This window comes from Brevibacterium sp. 239c (genome assembly GCF_900169365.1).
Taxonomy (GTDB): Bacteria; Actinomycetota; Actinomycetes; order Actinomycetales; family Brevibacteriaceae; genus Brevibacterium.
In genome coordinates, this window is the sequence record NZ_FXZH01000002.1 from 203,955 (window position 1) to 221,279 (window position 17,325).

General features: G+C 64.7%; 18 protein-coding genes. 10 read left to right on the top strand and 8 right to left on the bottom strand.

The genetic code is table 11. The features are described from left to right. Window positions 1–10: 10 nt before the first annotated feature. The 7 genes from paaC (at window position 11) to BSP239C_RS02775 (ending at window position 6,584) form a co-directional block, all read left to right on the top strand. On the top strand, window positions 11–979 hold the full coding sequence (gene paaC / locus BSP239C_RS02745) for a 1,2-phenylacetyl-CoA epoxidase subunit PaaC (RefSeq protein WP_101570082.1): 969 nt from the start codon (window positions 11–13) through the stop codon (window positions 977–979). Beyond that, window positions 973–1,554 carry a 1,2-phenylacetyl-CoA epoxidase subunit PaaD gene (gene paaD / locus BSP239C_RS02750; protein ID WP_374701011.1) on the top strand — a complete coding sequence of 194 codons (582 nt, stop codon included), beginning with the start codon at window positions 973–975 and terminating at the stop codon, window positions 1,552–1,554. The genes paaC and paaD overlap by 7 nt, the downstream gene beginning before the upstream one ends. 1 nt (window position 1,555) lies before the next feature. Beyond that, window positions 1,556–2,692 carry a 1,2-phenylacetyl-CoA epoxidase subunit PaaE gene (paaE, locus tag BSP239C_RS02755; RefSeq protein WP_219618830.1) on the top strand — a complete coding sequence of 379 codons (1,137 nt, stop codon included), beginning with the start codon at window positions 1,556–1,558 and terminating at the stop codon, window positions 2,690–2,692. Between the two features lie 88 nt (window positions 2,693–2,780). Further along, on the top strand, window positions 2,781–3,947 hold the full coding sequence (locus BSP239C_RS02760) for a thiolase family protein (RefSeq protein WP_101570083.1): 1,167 nt from the start codon (window positions 2,781–2,783) through the stop codon (window positions 3,945–3,947). After that, entirely contained in the window at window positions 3,944–4,843 is a 900-nt protein-coding gene (locus tag BSP239C_RS02765; RefSeq protein ID WP_226841626.1) for an enoyl-CoA hydratase/isomerase family protein, read from the top strand. Before BSP239C_RS02760 ends, BSP239C_RS02765 begins: the two co-directional genes overlap by 4 nt. After that, a complete protein-coding gene (locus BSP239C_RS02770; protein WP_101570084.1) occupies window positions 4,840–5,742 on the top strand; it encodes a 3-hydroxyacyl-CoA dehydrogenase family protein in 903 nt (300 codons plus the stop codon). Before BSP239C_RS02765 ends, BSP239C_RS02770 begins: the two co-directional genes overlap by 4 nt. Before the next feature lie 65 nt (window positions 5,743–5,807). Continuing rightward, the gene (locus tag BSP239C_RS02775; RefSeq protein WP_101570085.1) at window positions 5,808–6,584 is read left to right on the top strand and encodes an enoyl-CoA hydratase/isomerase family protein; all 777 of its coding nucleotides are present in this window, start codon (window positions 5,808–5,810) and stop codon (window positions 6,582–6,584) included. A 39-nt stretch (window positions 6,585–6,623) separates the two neighbouring features. Here BSP239C_RS02775 and BSP239C_RS02780 read toward each other — a convergent pair whose 3' ends face one another. The 4 genes from BSP239C_RS02780 to BSP239C_RS02790 all read right to left on the bottom strand — a co-directional run bounded on the left by BSP239C_RS02780 (window position 6,624) and on the right by BSP239C_RS02790 (window position 10,090). Next, the gene (locus tag BSP239C_RS02780) at window positions 6,624–7,454 is read right to left on the bottom strand and encodes a TVP38/TMEM64 family protein (protein ID WP_101570086.1); all 831 of its coding nucleotides are present in this window, start codon (window positions 7,452–7,454) and stop codon (window positions 6,624–6,626) included. A gap of 72 nt (window positions 7,455–7,526) precedes the next feature. After that, a complete protein-coding gene (locus tag BSP239C_RS20660; RefSeq protein ID WP_180958899.1) occupies window positions 7,527–7,697 on the bottom strand; it encodes a hypothetical protein in 171 nt (56 codons plus the stop codon). 18 nt (window positions 7,698–7,715) lie between these two features. After that, window positions 7,716–9,089, bottom strand: a complete 1,374-nt coding sequence (locus BSP239C_RS02785) for an OFA family MFS transporter (protein WP_101570087.1) — start codon at window positions 9,087–9,089, stop codon at window positions 7,716–7,718. Window positions 9,090–9,298: 209 nt separating this feature from the next. Beyond that, the gene (locus tag BSP239C_RS02790; protein ID WP_257930047.1) at window positions 9,299–10,090 is read right to left on the bottom strand and encodes a SurA N-terminal domain-containing protein; all 792 of its coding nucleotides are present in this window, start codon (window positions 10,088–10,090) and stop codon (window positions 9,299–9,301) included. A gap of 128 nt (window positions 10,091–10,218) precedes the next feature. On the opposite strand from BSP239C_RS02790, the gene BSP239C_RS02795 reads away from it, so the two are divergent. After that, window positions 10,219–10,575, top strand: a complete 357-nt coding sequence (locus tag BSP239C_RS02795; protein ID WP_101570088.1) for a VOC family protein — start codon at window positions 10,219–10,221, stop codon at window positions 10,573–10,575. Between the two features lie 6 nt (window positions 10,576–10,581). On the opposite strand, the gene BSP239C_RS02800 is transcribed toward BSP239C_RS02795, so the two are convergent. Next, entirely contained in the window at window positions 10,582–11,130 is a 549-nt protein-coding gene (locus tag BSP239C_RS02800; protein ID WP_219618839.1) for a dihydrofolate reductase family protein, read from the bottom strand. Window positions 11,131–11,230: 100 nt separating this feature from the next. Beyond that, window positions 11,231–12,712 (bottom strand): MFS transporter, encoded by a 1,482-nt coding sequence (locus BSP239C_RS02805; protein ID WP_101570090.1) that lies wholly within the window; start codon window positions 12,710–12,712, stop codon window positions 11,231–11,233. Window positions 12,713–12,801: 89 nt separating this feature from the next. On the opposite strand from BSP239C_RS02805, the gene BSP239C_RS02810 reads away from it, so the two are divergent. Both BSP239C_RS02810 and BSP239C_RS02815 read left to right on the top strand, forming a co-directional pair. Beyond that, window positions 12,802–13,326, top strand: a complete 525-nt coding sequence (locus BSP239C_RS02810) for a MarR family winged helix-turn-helix transcriptional regulator (RefSeq protein ID WP_219618831.1) — start codon at window positions 12,802–12,804, stop codon at window positions 13,324–13,326. 77 nt (window positions 13,327–13,403) lie between these two features. Continuing rightward, entirely contained in the window at window positions 13,404–14,618 is a 1,215-nt protein-coding gene (locus tag BSP239C_RS02815; protein ID WP_101570092.1) for a M20 family metallopeptidase, read from the top strand. Window positions 14,619–14,880: 262 nt separating this feature from the next. On the opposite strand, the gene fdhA is transcribed toward BSP239C_RS02815, so the two are convergent. Next, window positions 14,881–16,095, bottom strand: coding sequence for a formaldehyde dehydrogenase, glutathione-independent (fdhA, locus tag BSP239C_RS02820; RefSeq protein ID WP_101570093.1), 1,215 nt, complete (start codon window positions 16,093–16,095; stop codon window positions 14,881–14,883). A 237-nt stretch (window positions 16,096–16,332) separates the two neighbouring features. Continuing rightward, a complete protein-coding gene (locus BSP239C_RS02825; protein WP_101570094.1) occupies window positions 16,333–17,274 on the bottom strand; it encodes a LysR family transcriptional regulator in 942 nt (313 codons plus the stop codon). Window positions 17,275–17,325 lie beyond the last annotated feature (51 nt).

A 17,325-nucleotide genomic window follows, 5' to 3' on the forward strand; every position in this document is an offset into this window, starting at 1 on the left:
GACGGCGATCATGACGAACGAACCTTCCATCCACGTCGACCACGACGAAGCCGGAGCCAACATCGAGCACGGCGACCACGAGAACGCCTACTCCGGCCTGCTCATCAATGACGAGCACTGGGCCTTCGGCACCGACTTCGAGGACCCACTGGCCGGAGTCGACACGACCGTTCCCGAGGGCGTCAATGCTCAGGATCTCGCGGTCTACTGCCAGATGCTCGGCGACGACGCGCTGATCTTCTCCCAGCGGATCTCCGAGTGGTGCTCCAATGCGCCTGACCTCGAAGAGGACATCGCGTTGGCCAACATCGCCCTGGACCTGCTGGGCCAGTCCCGGTTGCTGCTCGCCCGCACGGCTGCCGCTGATCCGAGTCTGGTGCCCGAGCTGCCCGAGGGCTCACCGGTTCCCGATGAGGACCGTCTCGCGTTCTTCCGCGAGGATCTGGCGTTCCGCAACGTCCGTCTTGCCGAGGTGCCCAACGGTGACTTCGCCGAGGCGGTCGCGAAGATCCTCATCTACTCCACCTGGCGCCTGGCGATCTTCGAACGCCTCCAGTCCAGCCGAGACACCGTGCTTTCGGCCATTGCGGTCAAGGGTGTCAAGGAGATGTCCTATCACCGTGACTTCGCTGGTCGCTGGGTCCTCACCCTGGCCCGCGGCACCGAGGAGTCGAAGTCTCGCCTGCTCACCGCACTCGAAGGACTCTGGCCGCTGTGGGACGAACTCTTCGAAACCCACCCGGTCGAAGCCTCGGTGGCGGCGGCAGGCATCGGAGTCGATCCCGCCGAGGTGGCCGATGAGGCAGGAGTCATCCTCGACCAGGTCTTCGCGGCAGCCGGAATCGAGCGCCCCGAACGCGGCGCTCTGGCCGGTGTCCGAGGACAGAAGGGCCGCGACGGACTGCACACCGAAGCACTCTCGAAGATGCTCGCCGACATGCAGGTAGTCGCTCGCCAATACCCGAAAGGACAATGGTGACCGCAACACTTCAGCCCCACGCTTCCACCGTCCACGGAGACCGTGAGCACACTTCCGCCCGGTCGAACGGCACCGACGCCGAGGCGCTCGATCGTGCCCGCATAGCCGCGGCTCGCGTCACGGACCCGGAGATGCCGATGCTCACGCTCGTCGACCTCGGCGTGCTCCGTGACGTCGCGATCGAAGACGGACGCGTCGTCACGACCATCACCCCTACCTACTCGGGCTGCCCGGCGATGGCGACGATGCGCGATGATCTGCAGCGCGAACTCCAGGACGCGGGCTTCCCCGACGCCGAGGTGCGGGTGTCCCTGACGCCGGCCTGGACGAGTGACTGGATCACCGAGGAAGGGCGGAAAGCACTCAAGGGTGCCGGAATCTCCCCACCCGGGCAGGCGCCTCGGCATACGGGGCCGGTGGCTCTGACCCTGATGCCCACGAAGCGGGCCCTGGTCTGCACCTTGTGCGGGTCGGCGAATGTGAAGCTGTCCTCGGAGTTCGGGCCGACCGCGTGCAAGGCGATGTACCAGTGCAACGACTGCCTCGAACCGTTCGAACATGTGAAGGAGATCTGAGATGACCGAAACGATCAATCAGAGCGCCGAGGTGGCTTCCACGACCCAGCCGACCGACCCGGCCGTCAAGGGCGAAGGCGCCTCCCGATCGAGCTTCTACCCGCTGACCGTGAAGTCCGTCGACCACCTCACCGACGACTCAGCGGCAGTGACCTTCGACGTCCCGGACGAATACGCTGAGATCTTCGACTTCGCCGCAGGGCAGTCCCTGACTCTGCGCCGGATGATCGACGGAGCAGAACACCGCCGCTCCTACTCCATCTGCGCACCGGCCGGAACGAATCCGCGCATCGGCGTCCGCGAGATCCCCGACGGACTCTTCTCCAATTGGCTCGTCCGTGACGTTCGCCCTGGTGAGACCATCGAGGTTCAGCCACCCAGCGGAAGTTTCCAGGCCGACCCTGAGCTCGGCGGCCGGCACCTGTGCATCGCCGCAGGCTCGGGCATCACCCCGATGCTCTCGATCGCCACGACCGTTCTGTCGAACCCCGCCGCCTCGGTCACGATGCTCTACGGCAACCGGAACACGAACACCGTGATGTTCGCCGAGGAGCTCGCCGACCTCAAGGACTCCCGCAACCAGCAGCTCGACCTCATCCACGTCCTGTCCCGCGAGCCCCGGGAAGTCGATCTCTTCTCCGGTCGCCTCGACGAGGAGAAGCTGCGCCAACTCCTGACGAACCTGGTGCCCATCGGCGATATGGACCACGTGTGGCTGTGCGGGCCCTTCGGCATGCTCAGCGACGCCCGCGCGGTGCTCGCCGAGTTCGGTGTGCCCAAGGACAAGATCCACTTCGAACTCTTCTACGTCGACGAACCGCCACCAGAGGTCGTCCACGCGGACAAGATCGTCGAGGGTGCCACCAGTGACGTCACGATCGTCCTCGACGGACGACGGACCACCTCGGCGATGTCGCAGGGCAAGACGATCCTCGACTCCGCACAGGAATCGCGTTCGGATCTGCCTTTCGCCTGCAAGGGCGGAGTCTGCGGAACCTGCCGCGCCAAGATCTGCGGCGGCGAGGTCGACATGGTGCGCAACTATGCCCTCGAAGACGCCGAGGTGGAGGCGAACTTCGTCCTCACCTGCCAGACTTTCCCCGTCAGCGCCGAGGTCACGGTCGACTACGACTCGTGATCGCTGGGATCCTCAAGCGTCGATCTCTGTTCGAGATTAGGCTTGAGGATCATCGACGCGCCACCACACACCACACCTGAGGAGACCCATGCCCGAGGCATTCATCCTGGACGGACTGCGCACACCCATCGGCCGCTACGGCGGAGTACTCGCTGATCAGCGACCCGATGATCTGGTTGCGGCCACGCTCAAAGCCGTTGTCGAGCGGTCAGGCGTCGACCCGACCGACATCGACGAGGTGATCCTCGGCTCGGCGAACCAGGCCGGAGAGGACAACCGCAACGTCGCCCGCATGGCCGTGCTGCTGGCCGGTCTGCCCGAATCCGTGCCCGGCTTCACCGTCAACCGCCTCTGCGCCTCAGGACTGACCGCGATCACGACGGCCCGGCAGATGATCGCATCCGGCGACGCCGATGTGGTCGTGGCCGGTGGCGTCGAATCGATGACCCGTGCCCCATGGGTGACCGAAAAGCCTCAGCGGGCCTGGTCGAAGCCGGGCAGGTCCTGGGACACCTCGATCGGTTGGCGCTTCACCAACCCCGCCTTCGGCGAGGACACCACCCTGTCGATGCCCCAGACCGCTGAACGTGTGGCCGAGCAGTGGAAACTGGGCCGCGAAGAGCTCGATGCCTTCGCCTACGCCTCCCACCAGAAGGCGCTGGCCGCCCAGGAGGCAGGCAAGTTCGATCCCGAGATCCTGCCCATCGGCGATATCAGCGCCGATGAGGGACCACGTGCGGACACTACCCCGGAGAAGCTCGCGAAGCTGCGGGCGATCCACGGACCCGGGGGAGTCATCACCGCCGGCAACTCCTCCTCGCTCAACGACGGTGCCGCCGTCACGATCCTCGTCAGCGAACGCTATGCCCAGAAGCACGGTCTGAGCCCCAGGGCACGCGTAGTCAGCGGTGCCAGTGCTGGTGTCTCCCCGGAGATCATGGGCATCGGACCCGTCCCGGCCACCCGCAAGGTCCTTGACCGTGTGGGCTGGAACGTCGACCAGCTCGAGGCCGTCGAACTCAACGAGGCCTTCGCCTCCCAGTCCCTGGCCTGCATGGGCGATCTGGGGCTTGATCCGGAGACGGTCAACGGCTTCGGCGGAGCGATCGCGCTGGGCCACCCCCTGGGCTGCTCGGGCGCACGCATCACCCTGACCCTGCTCAACCGTCTCGAACAGGCCGATGCCAAGCGCGGACTGGCGACGATGTGCGTCGGTGTCGGCCAGGGCTCGGCACTCCTGTTGGAGCGAGTATGAGCGCCGGCGGCGGGGGCGCAGCGACCGACCCGGCCAGCGGTGCCGGCGGCGGGAATTCCCCGCTTGTCGTCGAACGCCTCCCGGATCGCGTCATCATCCGACTCAGCCGGCCAGAGGTGCGCAACGCCATCGACCAGGACATGGTCGATGCCCTCCATGAGGTGTGCGCCGAGCTTGAGGTCGAGCCGAAGGTCGCCATCCTCACCGGCTCGAACGGCGTCTTCGCCGCAGGGGCCGATATCGGGCAGCTGAGAAATCGCGGCCGCCAAGAGGCACTGGCCGGCATCAACTCGAAGGTCTTCACTCGGATTCAGGAACTGCCGATGCCCGTCATCGCTCTCGTCGAGGGCTTCGCTCTGGGCGGCGGTGCGGAACTCGCCTTCGCCTGTGACTTCCGGATCGGGACACCCACGACGAAGATCGGCAACCCCGAGACCGGACTCGGCATCCTCGCCGCGGCCGGCGCTGCGTGGCGTCTGCGCGAACTTGTGGGCGAGCCTCGGGCCAAGGAGATTCTGCTGGCCGGGCGCACGCTGCAGGCCGATGAAGCCAAATCGATCGGACTGCTCAACGACGTCGTCGACCCCGAAGACCTCGAACTCGCGGGTCAGGCTCTTGCCGATCGGATCGCGAGCTTCGCACCGCTGGCAGTGCGGCTCTCGAAGTCGGCGTTCCATGCTCCACGCGAAGCGCACCCGCTCATCGACAATCTGGCCCAGGCCGTGCTGTTCGAAACCGAAGAGAAGTACACCCGCATGGATGCATTCCTGGCCAAACGGGAAGCGAAGAAGCGGAAGAAGGCCGAAGCCGTGGCGACCCAGGCCATGGACGAACAGGCAGGACCGCGCACCGATCAGGCAGGACCGCGCACCGATCAGGAAGGCACCACCGAATGAGCGAGCAGACGCCGCAGCAGACTGAGGCTGCACACGAACCTGACGCCGTGCACACCCCGGAGGTGAAAAACTCCGCCCAGGTTCCAGAGACCGTCGGCGTCTACGGCGGCGGCCGAATGGGTGCAGGCATCGCCCACGCATTCGCCACCGCTGGGTCTCGCGTCATCATCATCGAGAACACCGATGAGACCGTGGCCGCAGCAAAGGAACGCGTCGACGCCTCGATCGAGAAATCGAAGTCCAAGGGCCTCGAGGTCAAGGGCAGCGTCGAGGTCGTACGAGATCCCACACTGCTCGATCAGGCACTGCTCGTCGTCGAAGCGGTCCCGGAGATCGTCGAACTCAAGCAGGAGATCCTGGCCGCCATCGCGAAGCACGCGCCCGCCGCGAGCATCGCCACGAACACGAGCGCTTTGTCCATCGACGAGCTCGCCGCCGGCCTGCCACGGCCCCAGGCGCTCATCGGACTGCACTTCTTCAATCCCGTCCCCGTGTCCGACCTCGTCGAGGTCGTCGTCGGCACCCACACCCGGCCGGAACTCGTCGACGTCGCAAAGTCATGGGTCGAGGGGCTGGGGAAGACGGCGATCACGGTCAAGGATTCGCCCGGATTCGCCTCCAGCCGCCTCGGCGTGGCTCTGGCTCTCGAAGCGGTGCGGATGGTCGAGGAAGGAGTCGCGAGTGCCGAGGACATCGACAACGCGATGACCCTGGGCTACCGCCACCCGGCGGGGCCGCTGAAGACCACGGACATCGTCGGTCTCGACATCCGCCTCGGCATCGCCGAGCATCTCGAAGCGGAGCTGGGACCCAGGTTTGCACCGCCACAGCTGCTCAAGGACAAGGTCGCAGCAGGTGAGCTGGGCCGAAAGTCCGGCCAGGGATTCTATACTTGGTGACCAGCTAGGCACCAAGCCTGCCTGCCGTTTTCATCTGCACCATTGTCATCTGCGAAGGAGCACACGTGACCGAGATCCGACTGTCCAACCGGGGAAACATCGCCGAGATCGTCCTCGACGGAGCCGAATCCCGCAACGCCTTGGATGCTGACAACCTCCGCGACCTCGCGGCGGCAGTGTCCAAGGTCGCCGAAGCGATCCCGAGCGTTCGCGCGCTCCTGATCAGGGGAGAGGGCAAGGTCTTCAGCTCAGGTCGCGACATCTCGGCCGTCGACGTCGAAACAGATGACGCGCACGCGTTCCTCGCCGAGATCTTCACCCCCGTCTTCCAGGCGATCCGTGCGCTGCCGATCCCCGTGATCTCGCAGGTCCAGGGTGCGGCGCTGGGGCTGGGCTTCGGGGTCGCGGCGGCTGCGGACATCATCATCGCAGCCGACAACGCTAAGTTCGGTTCGCCCTTCGCCGCGATCGGCGCGATGCTCGACTCGGGCGCCCACCATGTGTTCCTCGACCGCGTGGGGTATCACCGGACGATGGACCTCATCATCACCGGTGATTTCATGACCGGCGCCGAGGCTGCAGCCGCGGGCGTCGTGTCCCGCGCGGTTCCAGCCGAGGAACTGAGTGAGTTCGTCGAAGCGAAGCTGGCGAAGATCGTGAGTGGTCCGGCTGAGGCCTTCGCGATGGAAAAGGGCTTCGTGCAGAAGATCGCCGATGAGCGCCCGACTCTGGCGCAGGTGTTTGCCGAAGAGGCCAACCTCCAAGAGACCGCTCGTCAGACCCCGGACTATGCAGAAGGATTCAAGGCCTTCCAGGAGCGTCGGGCACCGAATTTCGGGTGACCCAAGGCCGGCGTTGAGCGGCTGAGCTGTGCCATAAGCTCAGCTGTTCGAGGCGTCTTCGCCTGTGTCAGTCCGGTCCGTCGGCTCAGCCTGTTTCCCCGGCTCTGACTGCTCAGCCTGCTGTGACTGCTCAGGTTGCGCTGACTTGGACGTCGAGTCCTTCTGCTCCGTCGAGCCCTTCTGCTCCGACTTCCAGCGGCGGAAGGTGAGGATCGTGAGCACGATGACCAGTGCCCACGAAATGGCGACGGCAGTGCCGGTGAAGACACCGGGGTTCCCGATGAATGCGCCGACGGCGACAAGGGACAGCTGGCCCGGCAGCGCTGAGACGATGGTGGCGATGAGGAACGTGCGGCTCCTGATGCCCAGCGCTCCGCTGCCGTAGTTCACCGGCCAGTAGGGGAAGCCGGGCATTAGGCGAAGCATGCACACCGCGTAGAAACCGCCGTTTGTCAGACGTGATTCGACGGCCTCGGCGTGATTGCCCAGCAGCCTCATCACGGTTTCTCGTCCCAGGCCGCGGGAGATCCAATAGCCTCCGAAACAGCCGGCCAGGACACCGATCATCGACAGGATTGTGCCGAATACGAGGCCGAACGCCAGGCCGCCTGCCACGGCCATGATGGTGACGGGGATCGGTGTGGCCGCGACGACCGCGTAGAGCAGAATGAAGATGCCGAAGCCCCAGAAACCGGCGTCGGCGATCTGCTTCTGGATTCCGTCGAGTGAGGGCAGGTGCACATTGAACACCAGCCACAGTCCCGCGAGCACGGCCAGGGCCAATGCCACATTGCGCAGAATCGATCCCCAGGGCACTCGAGATCCGCCGTGAGAGCTCTGGTGTGGTGCGGAGTTCTCGTCATTCGGCATGGAACGATCCTACGTGCCCGGACCAGCGGGCAATGAATCGGAGGGCCGCCTCGGGGAGGGTGCGGGTGGTTCTCAGCCGGTGAAGATTGCCACGGCCTTGATCACGGTCAGCGCCAGGCCCCAGAGGAGACCGCCGACCACGACGACCGTCAGGGTCGAACCGACCGCCTTGTATGTACTGCCGACGGGTGACTGCGGTGAGCCCTCGAGCGGGACGTGTGCAGTGGGTGTGGATTCGCTCATGGTCTTCCTCCCAGCCTTTCAGTTGTCGCCTTCGAGGGCGGCGGCCTGTTTGGCCTTGACGTCCTCTTCGCGTTCGAAGAATTTCTCCTTGACCGGACGGACGAGGATGTTGGCGATGAAGCCGATGGCCAGCGCGCCGACCATGATGTACATGCCCGGCGTGTAGAGCTCGGGCCCTGTCTTGCCGGCCTTCTCTCCGGCCTCGACGACGGAGTTGACGATGAGGGGGCCGGCCACGCCTGCCGCAGACCATGCGGTGAGGAGGGCGCCGTGGATCGCGCCGACCTGATAGACCCCGAACAGGTCCTTGAGGTAGGCGGGAATTGTTGAAAAGCCACCGCCGTAGAACGAGATGATGACCAGCGTCGCAAGGATGAACAGGACGATGGAGCTGCCACCGAAGAGCGCGACGATCAGGTAGAGCAGCAGCCCGAGGCCGAGGTACATCATGTAGTTGTTCTTCCGGCCCAGGTAGTCCGAGGTCGTCGACCAGATGAAGCGACCGCCCATGTTGCCGATCGAGAGGAGACCGACGAATCCTGCTGCGGCCGCGGCGGTGATGCCGAAGTAGGCCTGGATCATCGGCGCGGCATTCTCGAGGATGCCGATGCCGGCGGTGACGTTGAGGAAGAGGACCACCCACAGGAACCAGAACTGCGGGGTGCGGATCGCATTGCGAACGGAGACGTTGCCCTTGGTCTGCATGGGCTTGGTCGTCGCCTTGGCAGGATCGAAGCCCTTCGGCGACCACTCGGGGTGAGGGACTCGGATGACGAAGGCACCGGCGGCGATGACCACGGCGTAGACGATGCCGAGGGTGATGAAGGTCGGGGTCAGGCCTGCGACCAGGTTCTCCGGTTCCGTGCCGCCGCCGTACATGCTCATCAGCTGATTCGACATGGGGCTGGCGATGAGTGCGCCGCCGCCGAAGCCCATGATGGCCAGGCCGGTGGCCAGACCTGGGCGGTCGGGGAACCACTTCATCAGCGTCGAGACCGGCGAGATGTAGCCGATGCCCAGACCGATGCCGCCGATCACGCCGTAGCCGAGGTAGACGAGCCACAGCTGACCGGTCAGAATCCCCATCGACGCGATGAAGAATCCGACGACCCAGCAGGTGCCTGCGGCGACCATCGATGCGCGGGGGCCGTTCTTCTCCACCCACGGGCCGAAGACGGCCGAGGAGATGCCGAGCATGAGGATCGCGATGGAGAAGATCCAGCCGATGGAGACCTCACCGGCGTCGAAGTGCGACATGAAGGGGATCTTGAACACGCTGAACGCGTAGACCTGGCCGATGCACAGATGGATCGCCAGAGCGGCAGGCGGGATCAGCCATCGGTTGAAGTTCTTCGGCGCGACGATCGCTGACCGCGTGAGGACGGAAGCCATGCAGGAATCCTTAGATTGGTGTGCTCTGCGTGCGACCATCATTGGTCGCACGTGCTGTGAGGACGAACGTGTCTCGATAACACGCTTCTGTTCCCCTACACATTAGAGCGCACGCAGGGATTTGGCGAGGAACACTCCGAAATTCCCCAAGAATGAGACTCGGGCCGGTGCGCCCGAGTCTATTCAGCCGAAATCGGTGATCGTGCGGATCAGAGGTTGACCTTGACGTCGCCCTGCTTGCGAAGCTTCTTCGCGTACTTCTGAGTCGCCTCGGTCGACTTCTGGCTCTTCACCTGCTCCTCGAGCTGCGGACGCATCTCCTCAAGCGGTGGGACTTCCTGAGCCTGCTGGCCGCCCTGCTGGGCCATCTGCTCCTGCTGGCTCTTCGCCTGCTCATAGGCCTGGCCGATCTCTTCGCCGCTGGCCTTGAACTCGCCGTACTCATCCTTGATGAGGCCTTCGATGGACAGCTGGGTCTTCAGCTCGGAATGGACCTTCTTCTCGTCCATGCCCTGCTTCTTCATGGCGGCGAGGAAGTCCTTCTTGCTCATCTGGCTGGACTTGGCGGATTCTTCGAGCCCTTTGTCGACGTCCTTGTCCGAGACCTTGATGCCGCGCTTGTCGGCTTCCTGGCTGAGCAGCTCGGTGCTCACCAGGTTCTCAGCCGTCTGCGTCTTGAGCTGCTTCTCATCGACCTGCTGACCCGACTGCTGCGACTGCATCTGCATCTGCTGGTACTGGGTCTCATAGAGGGGGACGAAGTCCTTTTTGGTGATCTTCTCACCATTGACCTCGGCGACGACGTCAGGGATGCCCTTGGTGTCCGGCTTGCCTTCTTGTCCCTGGTCTTGTCCTTGTCCGGACGCGTCGCTTCCGGCCTCCTGCTTCGCCGAGGCGGATGTCTCTTGGGCTTTCGGCTCTTCCTCGGGGGAGCCGCAGGCTGCCAGTGATCCCACTGCTGTCGCGACGACGAGGCCCAATAACCATTTGCTCTTCTGCACACTCACTCCTGCTTTCGGCATCAGCCCGTCAGGCTAACAGGTTGACGTTGCCGCCGGCTGAGTGGACCTTGACCGTCGCTTGGCAAGACAGGACACTTGGATAACCCAAGCGGCAAAGGAGCCCGATCATGACTGCACGGTTCAGGGGAGTCTTTCTGACATGTCAGGACAGCGCGAAGACCGCGGCGTTCTATCGAGACCTGGCTGGTGTGCCGCTGGAGGAAGAGGGCAATGACGAGTACACGTACTTCGTACTTGAGGTCGAGGGAGTTCAGGTCGCCCTCCACGACGCACATGGCTTCGCGGACTACAGTTTTCCGCCGAACAGCGAGTCGAACCTCACTCACCTGTACTTCCGGATTGAGGATCAGGAGGCGTTCCTCGCCGATGTCGAGAGCGTGGGGGCGCCGCTGATCGATGTCGATGAGGTCGTCGTCACCGTTCAGGACCCCGATGGGCGGAAGGTGATGTTCGGTACGGCCTGAGGTGCCTCAGGTGAGCGGACTGTAGGCCGAGTAGACGACCCCACTGGGAAATGACTTCGACTCGAGCAGATGCAGCCTCGGTGCGGGAGCGCCCTCGGGAAAGAAGCCACGCCCGCGGCCCTGCCACACGGGATAGGTGAACATCCGGAACTCATCGACCACCTCGGCGGTGATGAGCGCATGCGCCAGGGTGATGCTGCCGGTGAGGATGACATCGCGGCCCGGTGCATCGCGCAGAGCTGTAACGGCTCGAACGGGATCGCTGCTGATCAGTGTTGTGTTCTGCCAGCCCGGATCACTCAGTGTCGTCGACACCACTCGTTTGTCGACCTGGTTGAGATGTTCGGCGACTCCGGTGGTGTCATCCGTCTGCAGCGGCCAATAGCCGCGGAAGTCCTCGAAGGTCTGTCGCCCGAGCAGCAGCACATCCTCGTGGGCTGATTGGCGCATGAGCTCGGCGGACAGTTCCTCATCCTGAGCCTGTGGGTCGAACCAGTCGTCGAGCATCTCAACTCGGCCGTCGAGGGTCATGTTCTGGGTGATGATGATGCGCACAGCGGTCTCCTCATCGAGTGGTCGCGTCACCGACCACGGTACGCATGCCGACGCCCGAGGTCCATGGCTCGAGGCCAGAGACCTCGGGCGTCGGGAACGATCAGGCGTGGGACTCGGCGTTCTCCGGGGTCTCGACGACATGCGATTCCGGCTTGCTGCGCTTGATCAGCAGCACGACGAGGGCTCCGGCCAATGCGGCCGCGGCACCGATGATGAAGCAGGTGCGGAAGGCCGCCTCGGCGGGGATCTGGGCTCCACCCACCGACACGGTCTGGCTCGTGAGCACGATCGCCATCACCGCGCCGGCCAGGGTTGTGCCCATCGACCGCATGAGGGCGTTGACGCCGACCCCGGCACCAGCCTCGGCGGCGGGGGAGTTCTCGAGGATGAGCGTCGGCATCGCTGCGTACCCGATGCCGACCCCCGCCGAGGCGATGCAGGTGGCGATCATGAGCTGCCAGGGTGCCCCGTCGAGGAAGACGGCGAATACATAGCCGCCGGCAATCACCGTGGCTCCGAGCGCAAGCGTCGGACGCCCGCCGATGGTTGAGAGGAGGCGACTCGAGATCGGGGTGAAGGCCAGCATCATCAGACCGGCCGGAGCCATCCACAGTCCGGCTTGGAGGATCGACTGGCCGAGTCCGTAGCCGGTGGCCTCGGGCATCTGGAGGAGCTGGGGGACGACGATCGACTGCGCCATCATGCCGAAGCCGATGAGGATTCCCGCGATGTTCGTCAGGAGGATCGGGCGTCGGACGGTGGTGCGCAGATCGACGAGCGGGTGGGGGTGTCGCACTTCGAAGAAGCCCCAGGCGATGAGGACGATGACTCCGCCGATGATCGCCAGCAGAGTTGAGGGGGCACTCCATCCCCAGTCATTGCCCTTCGAGATTCCAGCGAGAACGCCGACGATGCCGACCGCGAGCCCCACAGCGCCGAGGACGTCGAACCGTCCGGGATCCACTGGCGAGGTGTGCGGGAGAACGACGAGTGAGAGCACGACCATCGCCGCGGCGAGCACGGCCGAGAGCCAGAACAGCATATGCCAGTCGAAGTCCTGAGCGATCCAGGCCGCGATCGGCAGGCCGAGGGCGCCGCCGACTCCGAGCGTGGCGCTGATGCCCGCGACCGCTGAGTTGCGCATGGCAGGCGGAGTGATTTCGCGGACGAAGCTGATCGCCACCGGGATGTATCCCATGGCGAACCCCTGCAGGACGCGTCCGATGAGAACCGGGCCGATGGTCGAGAACATGGCGCAGATGACGGAGCCCACGAGCAGAATGATGGCCGAGGCGACGAGGACTGGCTTGCGGCCGTAGATGTCGGCGAGGCGACCGGCCACAGGCATGGCTACGCCTCCACCGAGCAGGGTGGCGGTGACGACCCAGGCCGCGTTGCTCGCCGAGGTGTTGAGCAGGTGCGGCAGCTCCGGCTGGATCGGGATCACCAGGGACTGCATGAGCGCGGCGCACAGGCTGGAGAAGCCGAGGACCATGACGATGAGCAGCGGTTTGGCGGCTGGGGCCGCTGGAGCTGCGGAGGCCGTGGTCGGATCGCCAGGGCTGTTGTGCTGATGGTTCAAACGAGTCTTCTTCCTGTCCCGTGCCGCGAGCTCCGCCCGAGGGGGATTATGTATGATACATATCGATCTTCTGTATAAACTATATAGCTATGAGGCCTCGACCAAAAACCGACTGGACAACCACTCGGAGTTCACGCGAGGAAGCAACCCTTCCCCTCGATTCAGACCTTCCTGATGATCGTAAGGTTGCCGCCCTCATCTCCCGACTCGATCGCGCTCAGCGGGAGCAATCGCGCACAATGGAGCTGGGCACGGCGGACCTGCGGATTCTGTGGATGTTCGCCGATGGGAAGTCTCGCACGCTCAAGGAGATCGCGGCTGAACTGTCTCTCGAGCAGTCAACCGTGAATCGGCAGATCAATGCGGCGATGGCCGAAGGGCTCCTGCAGCGTTCGCGGCGTTCAGGGGATTCCGCCCATGAGATCTCGCGAACGGAGAAGGGGGCGCGGATCTTCGAAGACGACGTCGCGACAGCCCTCACCGCGTTCGCCTCCGGCCTGGACGCCCTCGGTGATCGGGTCGATGACTTCCTTGAGGATTTCACCCGGTTCGTCGCCGCCTATGGCTCTGCGGTCAGGCCCGATGACTCTGCAGTCGGATCCGATACACAGTAGGGACTGTCATTCAGCTCGGCTCGAAGCTCAGTAGAGTCGGACGCACCGCTCATTTGGCTCGAAGGAGAACCGCTCTCATGTCCGCATCACCATCCGGCTCCACCCCAGATTTCCGCACCGAGGCTCAGGGTCTGCAGGACGACCTCGTGACCTTGCGTCGCACCCTGCACGCCCATCCCGAGCTCGGCTACCAGCTGCCGTTCACGCAGAGAACCGTCCTCGACGAACTCGCTGGCTTGGGCCTTGAGATCACCACGGGGGAGTCGCTGACCTCGATCGTCGCTGTGCTCAAGGGGGGACGAACCGGACCTGCGGTGCTGCTGCGCGGGGACATGGACGCACTGCCGGTGGCCGAGGACACCGGTCTCGAATACGCGTCGACCAACGGCAACATGCATGCGTGCGGCCATGACATGCACACCGCCGGACTCGTCGGTGCCGCCCGACTGCTCGCCGCTCACCGGGACGAGCTGCCCGGCTCCATCGTGTTCATGTTCCAGCCCGCCGAGGAGGTTGAGGGCGGGGCCGAGCCGATGATCGACGAAGGCCTCCTCGAAGCGGCCGGTGTGCCGGTCGTCGCCGCGTACGGCATCCACGTCGAAGCCGACGAGCGTGGGAGGTTCACCACCAAAGGCGGGCCGCTCATGGCAGGCTTCGCCGATCTCAACCTGAAGATCCACGGCGCCGGCGGCCACAGCTCCCAGCCGCAGGCCACGCGCGACCCAGTACCGGCAGTTGCCGAAATCGCGCTCGCCTTGAACACAATGGTCTCCCGGTCCTTCGACATCTTCGATCCCGTCGTGGTCTCCGTGACGCAGCTCGAGGGCGCACAGGCCAGCAACGTCATCCCGGACTCCGCGAAGCTCACCGCTTCTATTCGCTACCTCTCTGCCGAATCCATCGCGCTGGTCAAGGAACGGGTGCACGAGATCGCGGAGAGCATCGCCCGCGCGCACCGATGCACCGCCGAGGTGGACCTGCGTCTCGGTTTCCCCGTGACCATGAATAACCCTGCCGAGTCCCAGCTGGTCATCGACCGCCTCGGCGAGGTCTTCGGTTCCGAACGCGTCGAGGAGATGGCAGTACCGCGGATGGGATCCGAGGACTTCTCCTATGTGCTCCAGAAAGTGCCCGGCACCTTCGTGTTCCTCGGAGCCACACCAGAGGGTGTGGACCCGAACGCGGAAACCAACCACTCGCCCAGGGTGGTCTTCGATGATGGACTCCTCGGCGACCAGGCCGCAGCGCTCGCCCACCTGGCGTTCGCGCGCTTGATGGACGAAGTGGGCTGAGGGGCGGGCTGGTTCAATGCTGTGCTGGTCGCGGATTGTTGGCAGCGGCTGGCTGGTCGCGGGGCGCTGGTTGCTCGCCGAGACATGGGCGTTGCGCCGAGACGCGGGCGCTGGCTGCTGACTGCTCACCGAAACTCGGCCGCTACGTCGAAGTACGAGTGTGCAACTGAGGGTCTCGACGTAGCGGCCGAGTTTCGGTGAGAGCTGCTGTTGGTGCAAGGCGCTGCTTCAGGCGCTGAGCAGGCCCTGAGTTGGCGTTGACTCAGGCCCTGATCATGCCGTGGGGATCGAGGACGAACTTCTTTGCGACACCGGAGTCGAAGTCGGCGTAACCCTGTGGGGCGTCGTCGAGTGCGATCGGGGTGGCGTTGACGTTCTTCGCGATCGTCACCTTGTCGTTGAGGATCGCGTGCATCAGGCCGCGGTTGTACTTCATGACTGGGCACTGTCCGGTGACGAAGACGTGGGACTTCGCGAAGCCGAGGCCGAAGCGCATCGACAGTGAACCCTGCTGCGCTGCTTCGTCGGCCGCCCCCGGATCGCCGGTGACGTAGAGGCCCGGAATGCCCAGGCTGCCGCCGGCACGGGTGATGTCCATGAGCGAGTTGAGCACGGTCGCCGGGGCTTCCGTGGCCGCATCCTTGCCATGGCCGCGCGCCTCGAAGCCCACCGCGTCGATGCCGCAGTCGACCTCGGGAGTGCCGAGGATCTGCTCGATCTGGTCCTTCGGGTCACCCTTGGACACATCGACGGTCTCGCATCCGAAGGCCCGTGCCTGTGCCAGACGGTCCTCGTTGAGGTCACCGACGATGACGACCGAGGCACCGAGGAGCTGCGCCGAGGTGGCCGCAGCGATTCCGACCGGGCCTGCACCGGCGACGTAGACCGTCGAACCGATCGTGACGCCGGCCCCGACCGCACCGTGGAATCCGGTGGGGAATATATCGGAGAGCATGGCCAAGTCGAGGATCTTCTCCATCGCCTGGTCCTTGTCCGGGAACTTCAGAACGTTCCAATCGGCATAGGGCACGAGGACGTACTCGGCCTGGCCGCCGACCCAGCCGCCCATGTCGACGTAGCCGTAGGCAGAGCCTGGACGGTCGGGGTTGACGTTGAGGCAGATGCCGGTCTGGCGTTCGATGCAGTTCCGGCACCGACCGCAGGAGATGTTGAACGGCACAGAGACGAGATCGCCGACCTTGACGAACTCGACATCGCGACCGACTTCGACCACTTCGCCGGTGATCTCGTGGCCGAGGACGAGCCCTTCGGGTGCGGTGGTGCGGCCGCGGACCATGTGCTGGTCGGAGCCGCAGATGTTCGTGGCTACGGTCTTGAGGATGACGCCGTGATCGACCTTGCGGCCGACATTGGCGGGATGGACGCCGGGCCCGTCCTTGAGGACGAACTCGGGATATTCGGTGTCGATGACCTCGACCTTGCCGGGGCCTGCGTAGCTGATTGCCTTGTTGCTCATCGTTGAGTCTCCATCTGTGTCGCACCGCTGTCGATGTCCAAGAAGCGTCGTCGTCCCATGGTCGGTGGGCGAAAAGGCGGTCAGGAAGCGCCGACGGTTCCTGAAATATCAGTCTGTTATCAGACGTACGAGCAGTCTCGCGGTCACGGGAGACTTCTGTCAATAGGTCCGGTCCTGTACCTCGAGACCACCCACGTCAGGCCGTCGCGGCCGTCCCGCAGCCCGAGACTACCCACGTCAGGCCGTCGCGGGCGTCTCATCGAGGCGGGTTGAGAGGATGTGCCGCGAGGTCGTTCGCAGGTGCGCCAGTGATTCTTTGATGAATGGCGAGTCCCGGCTGCCCGCTCGGACGGCGGCGATGATCTTCCGACTCAGCCTCCCGGAGCCGCTGAGTCGAACTCGTGTCACATTCGCCTCACCCAGTGAACTGGCCAGCCGCGGAATGAGGCTGACTCCGACTCCCGCACCGACGAGTGCGGCAGACGTCTCCCACTCGATCGTCTCGTGGGCGACGGTCGGGGTGACGCCGGCCGCAGTGAACGCCGCAACGAACAGCGCGTGATACGGCGAGCCGGGTCCGGCACTGATCCATTCCTCCCCGGCGAGCTCCGCGAGTGAGACCGACTCACGCTCAGCCACCTCGTGGTCGGAAGGGACCATGACGTCGAGCGGATCGTCGAGGAGATCGATCTTGTCGAAACGCGGGTCTTCCTCGACCTGAACCTCACCCTGCATCGCGACCACCACCGCGAGGTCGATGCGTTCAGCCACGAGGAGCTCGAAGCAGCGTGCCGGGCTGGCCTCGATCACGTGGACTCCGACATCAGGGTGAGCCCCACGCAGCTTCGCAGCCAATGGGGCGAGGAGGTTCGACGAGGCGGTTGAGAACCCGCCGATGCCGAAATGTGAGGGGGTGTGGTCGCCGGCAGTCAGGGACGAGGCTCGAATCTCCTCCCACTCGGCGATGAGTCGGTCGGAGCGGCGGACAAGATGCCGACCCGTTGCGGTCAGGCGCAACCCTCGCCCGTCCTTGACGAGCAGCGTCATTCCCAGTGAGTGCTGGAGTTCGCGCAGCTGTCCGGAGACGGCCGAAGGCGAGTAGCCGGTGAGCTCGGCCGTGGCGGCGACGGTACCGCAGGCGGCGAATGTGCGAAGCGTGATGAGACGCGGATCGATCATGACACCATTGTGCCCCGAACCATGCGGATAAACCGCATATAATTCATCAGA

Excerpts from the sequence above, each read along its gene's own strand:
- paaC (WP_101570082.1), top strand. The coding sequence starts at position 11 with ATGACGAACGAACCTTCCATCCACGTCGACCACGACGAAGCCGGAGCC.
- paaD (WP_374701011.1), top strand. The coding sequence starts at position 973 with ATGGTGACCGCAACACTTCAGCCCCACGCTTCCACCGTCCACGGAGAC.
- paaE (WP_219618830.1), top strand. The coding sequence starts at position 1,556 with ATGACCGAAACGATCAATCAGAGCGCCGAGGTGGCTTCCACGACCCAG.
- BSP239C_RS02760 (WP_101570083.1), top strand. The coding sequence starts at position 2,781 with ATGCCCGAGGCATTCATCCTGGACGGACTGCGCACACCCATCGGCCGC.
- BSP239C_RS02765 (WP_226841626.1), top strand. The coding sequence starts at position 3,944 with ATGAGCGCCGGCGGCGGGGGCGCAGCGACCGACCCGGCCAGCGGTGCC.
- BSP239C_RS02770 (WP_101570084.1), top strand. The coding sequence starts at position 4,840 with ATGAGCGAGCAGACGCCGCAGCAGACTGAGGCTGCACACGAACCTGAC.
- BSP239C_RS02780 (WP_101570086.1), bottom strand. The coding sequence starts at position 7,454 with ATGCCGAATGACGAGAACTCCGCACCACACCAGAGCTCTCACGGCGGA.
- BSP239C_RS20660 (WP_180958899.1), bottom strand. The coding sequence starts at position 7,697 with ATGAGCGAATCCACACCCACTGCACACGTCCCGCTCGAGGGCTCACCG.
- BSP239C_RS02785 (WP_101570087.1), bottom strand. The coding sequence starts at position 9,089 with ATGGCTTCCGTCCTCACGCGGTCAGCGATCGTCGCGCCGAAGAACTTC.
- BSP239C_RS02795 (WP_101570088.1), top strand. The coding sequence starts at position 10,219 with ATGACTGCACGGTTCAGGGGAGTCTTTCTGACATGTCAGGACAGCGCG.
- BSP239C_RS02810 (WP_219618831.1), top strand. The coding sequence starts at position 12,802 with ATGAGGCCTCGACCAAAAACCGACTGGACAACCACTCGGAGTTCACGC.
- BSP239C_RS02815 (WP_101570092.1), top strand. The coding sequence starts at position 13,404 with ATGTCCGCATCACCATCCGGCTCCACCCCAGATTTCCGCACCGAGGCT.
- fdhA (WP_101570093.1), bottom strand. The coding sequence starts at position 16,095 with ATGAGCAACAAGGCAATCAGCTACGCAGGCCCCGGCAAGGTCGAGGTC.
- BSP239C_RS02825 (WP_101570094.1), bottom strand. The coding sequence starts at position 17,274 with ATGATCGATCCGCGTCTCATCACGCTTCGCACATTCGCCGCCTGCGGT.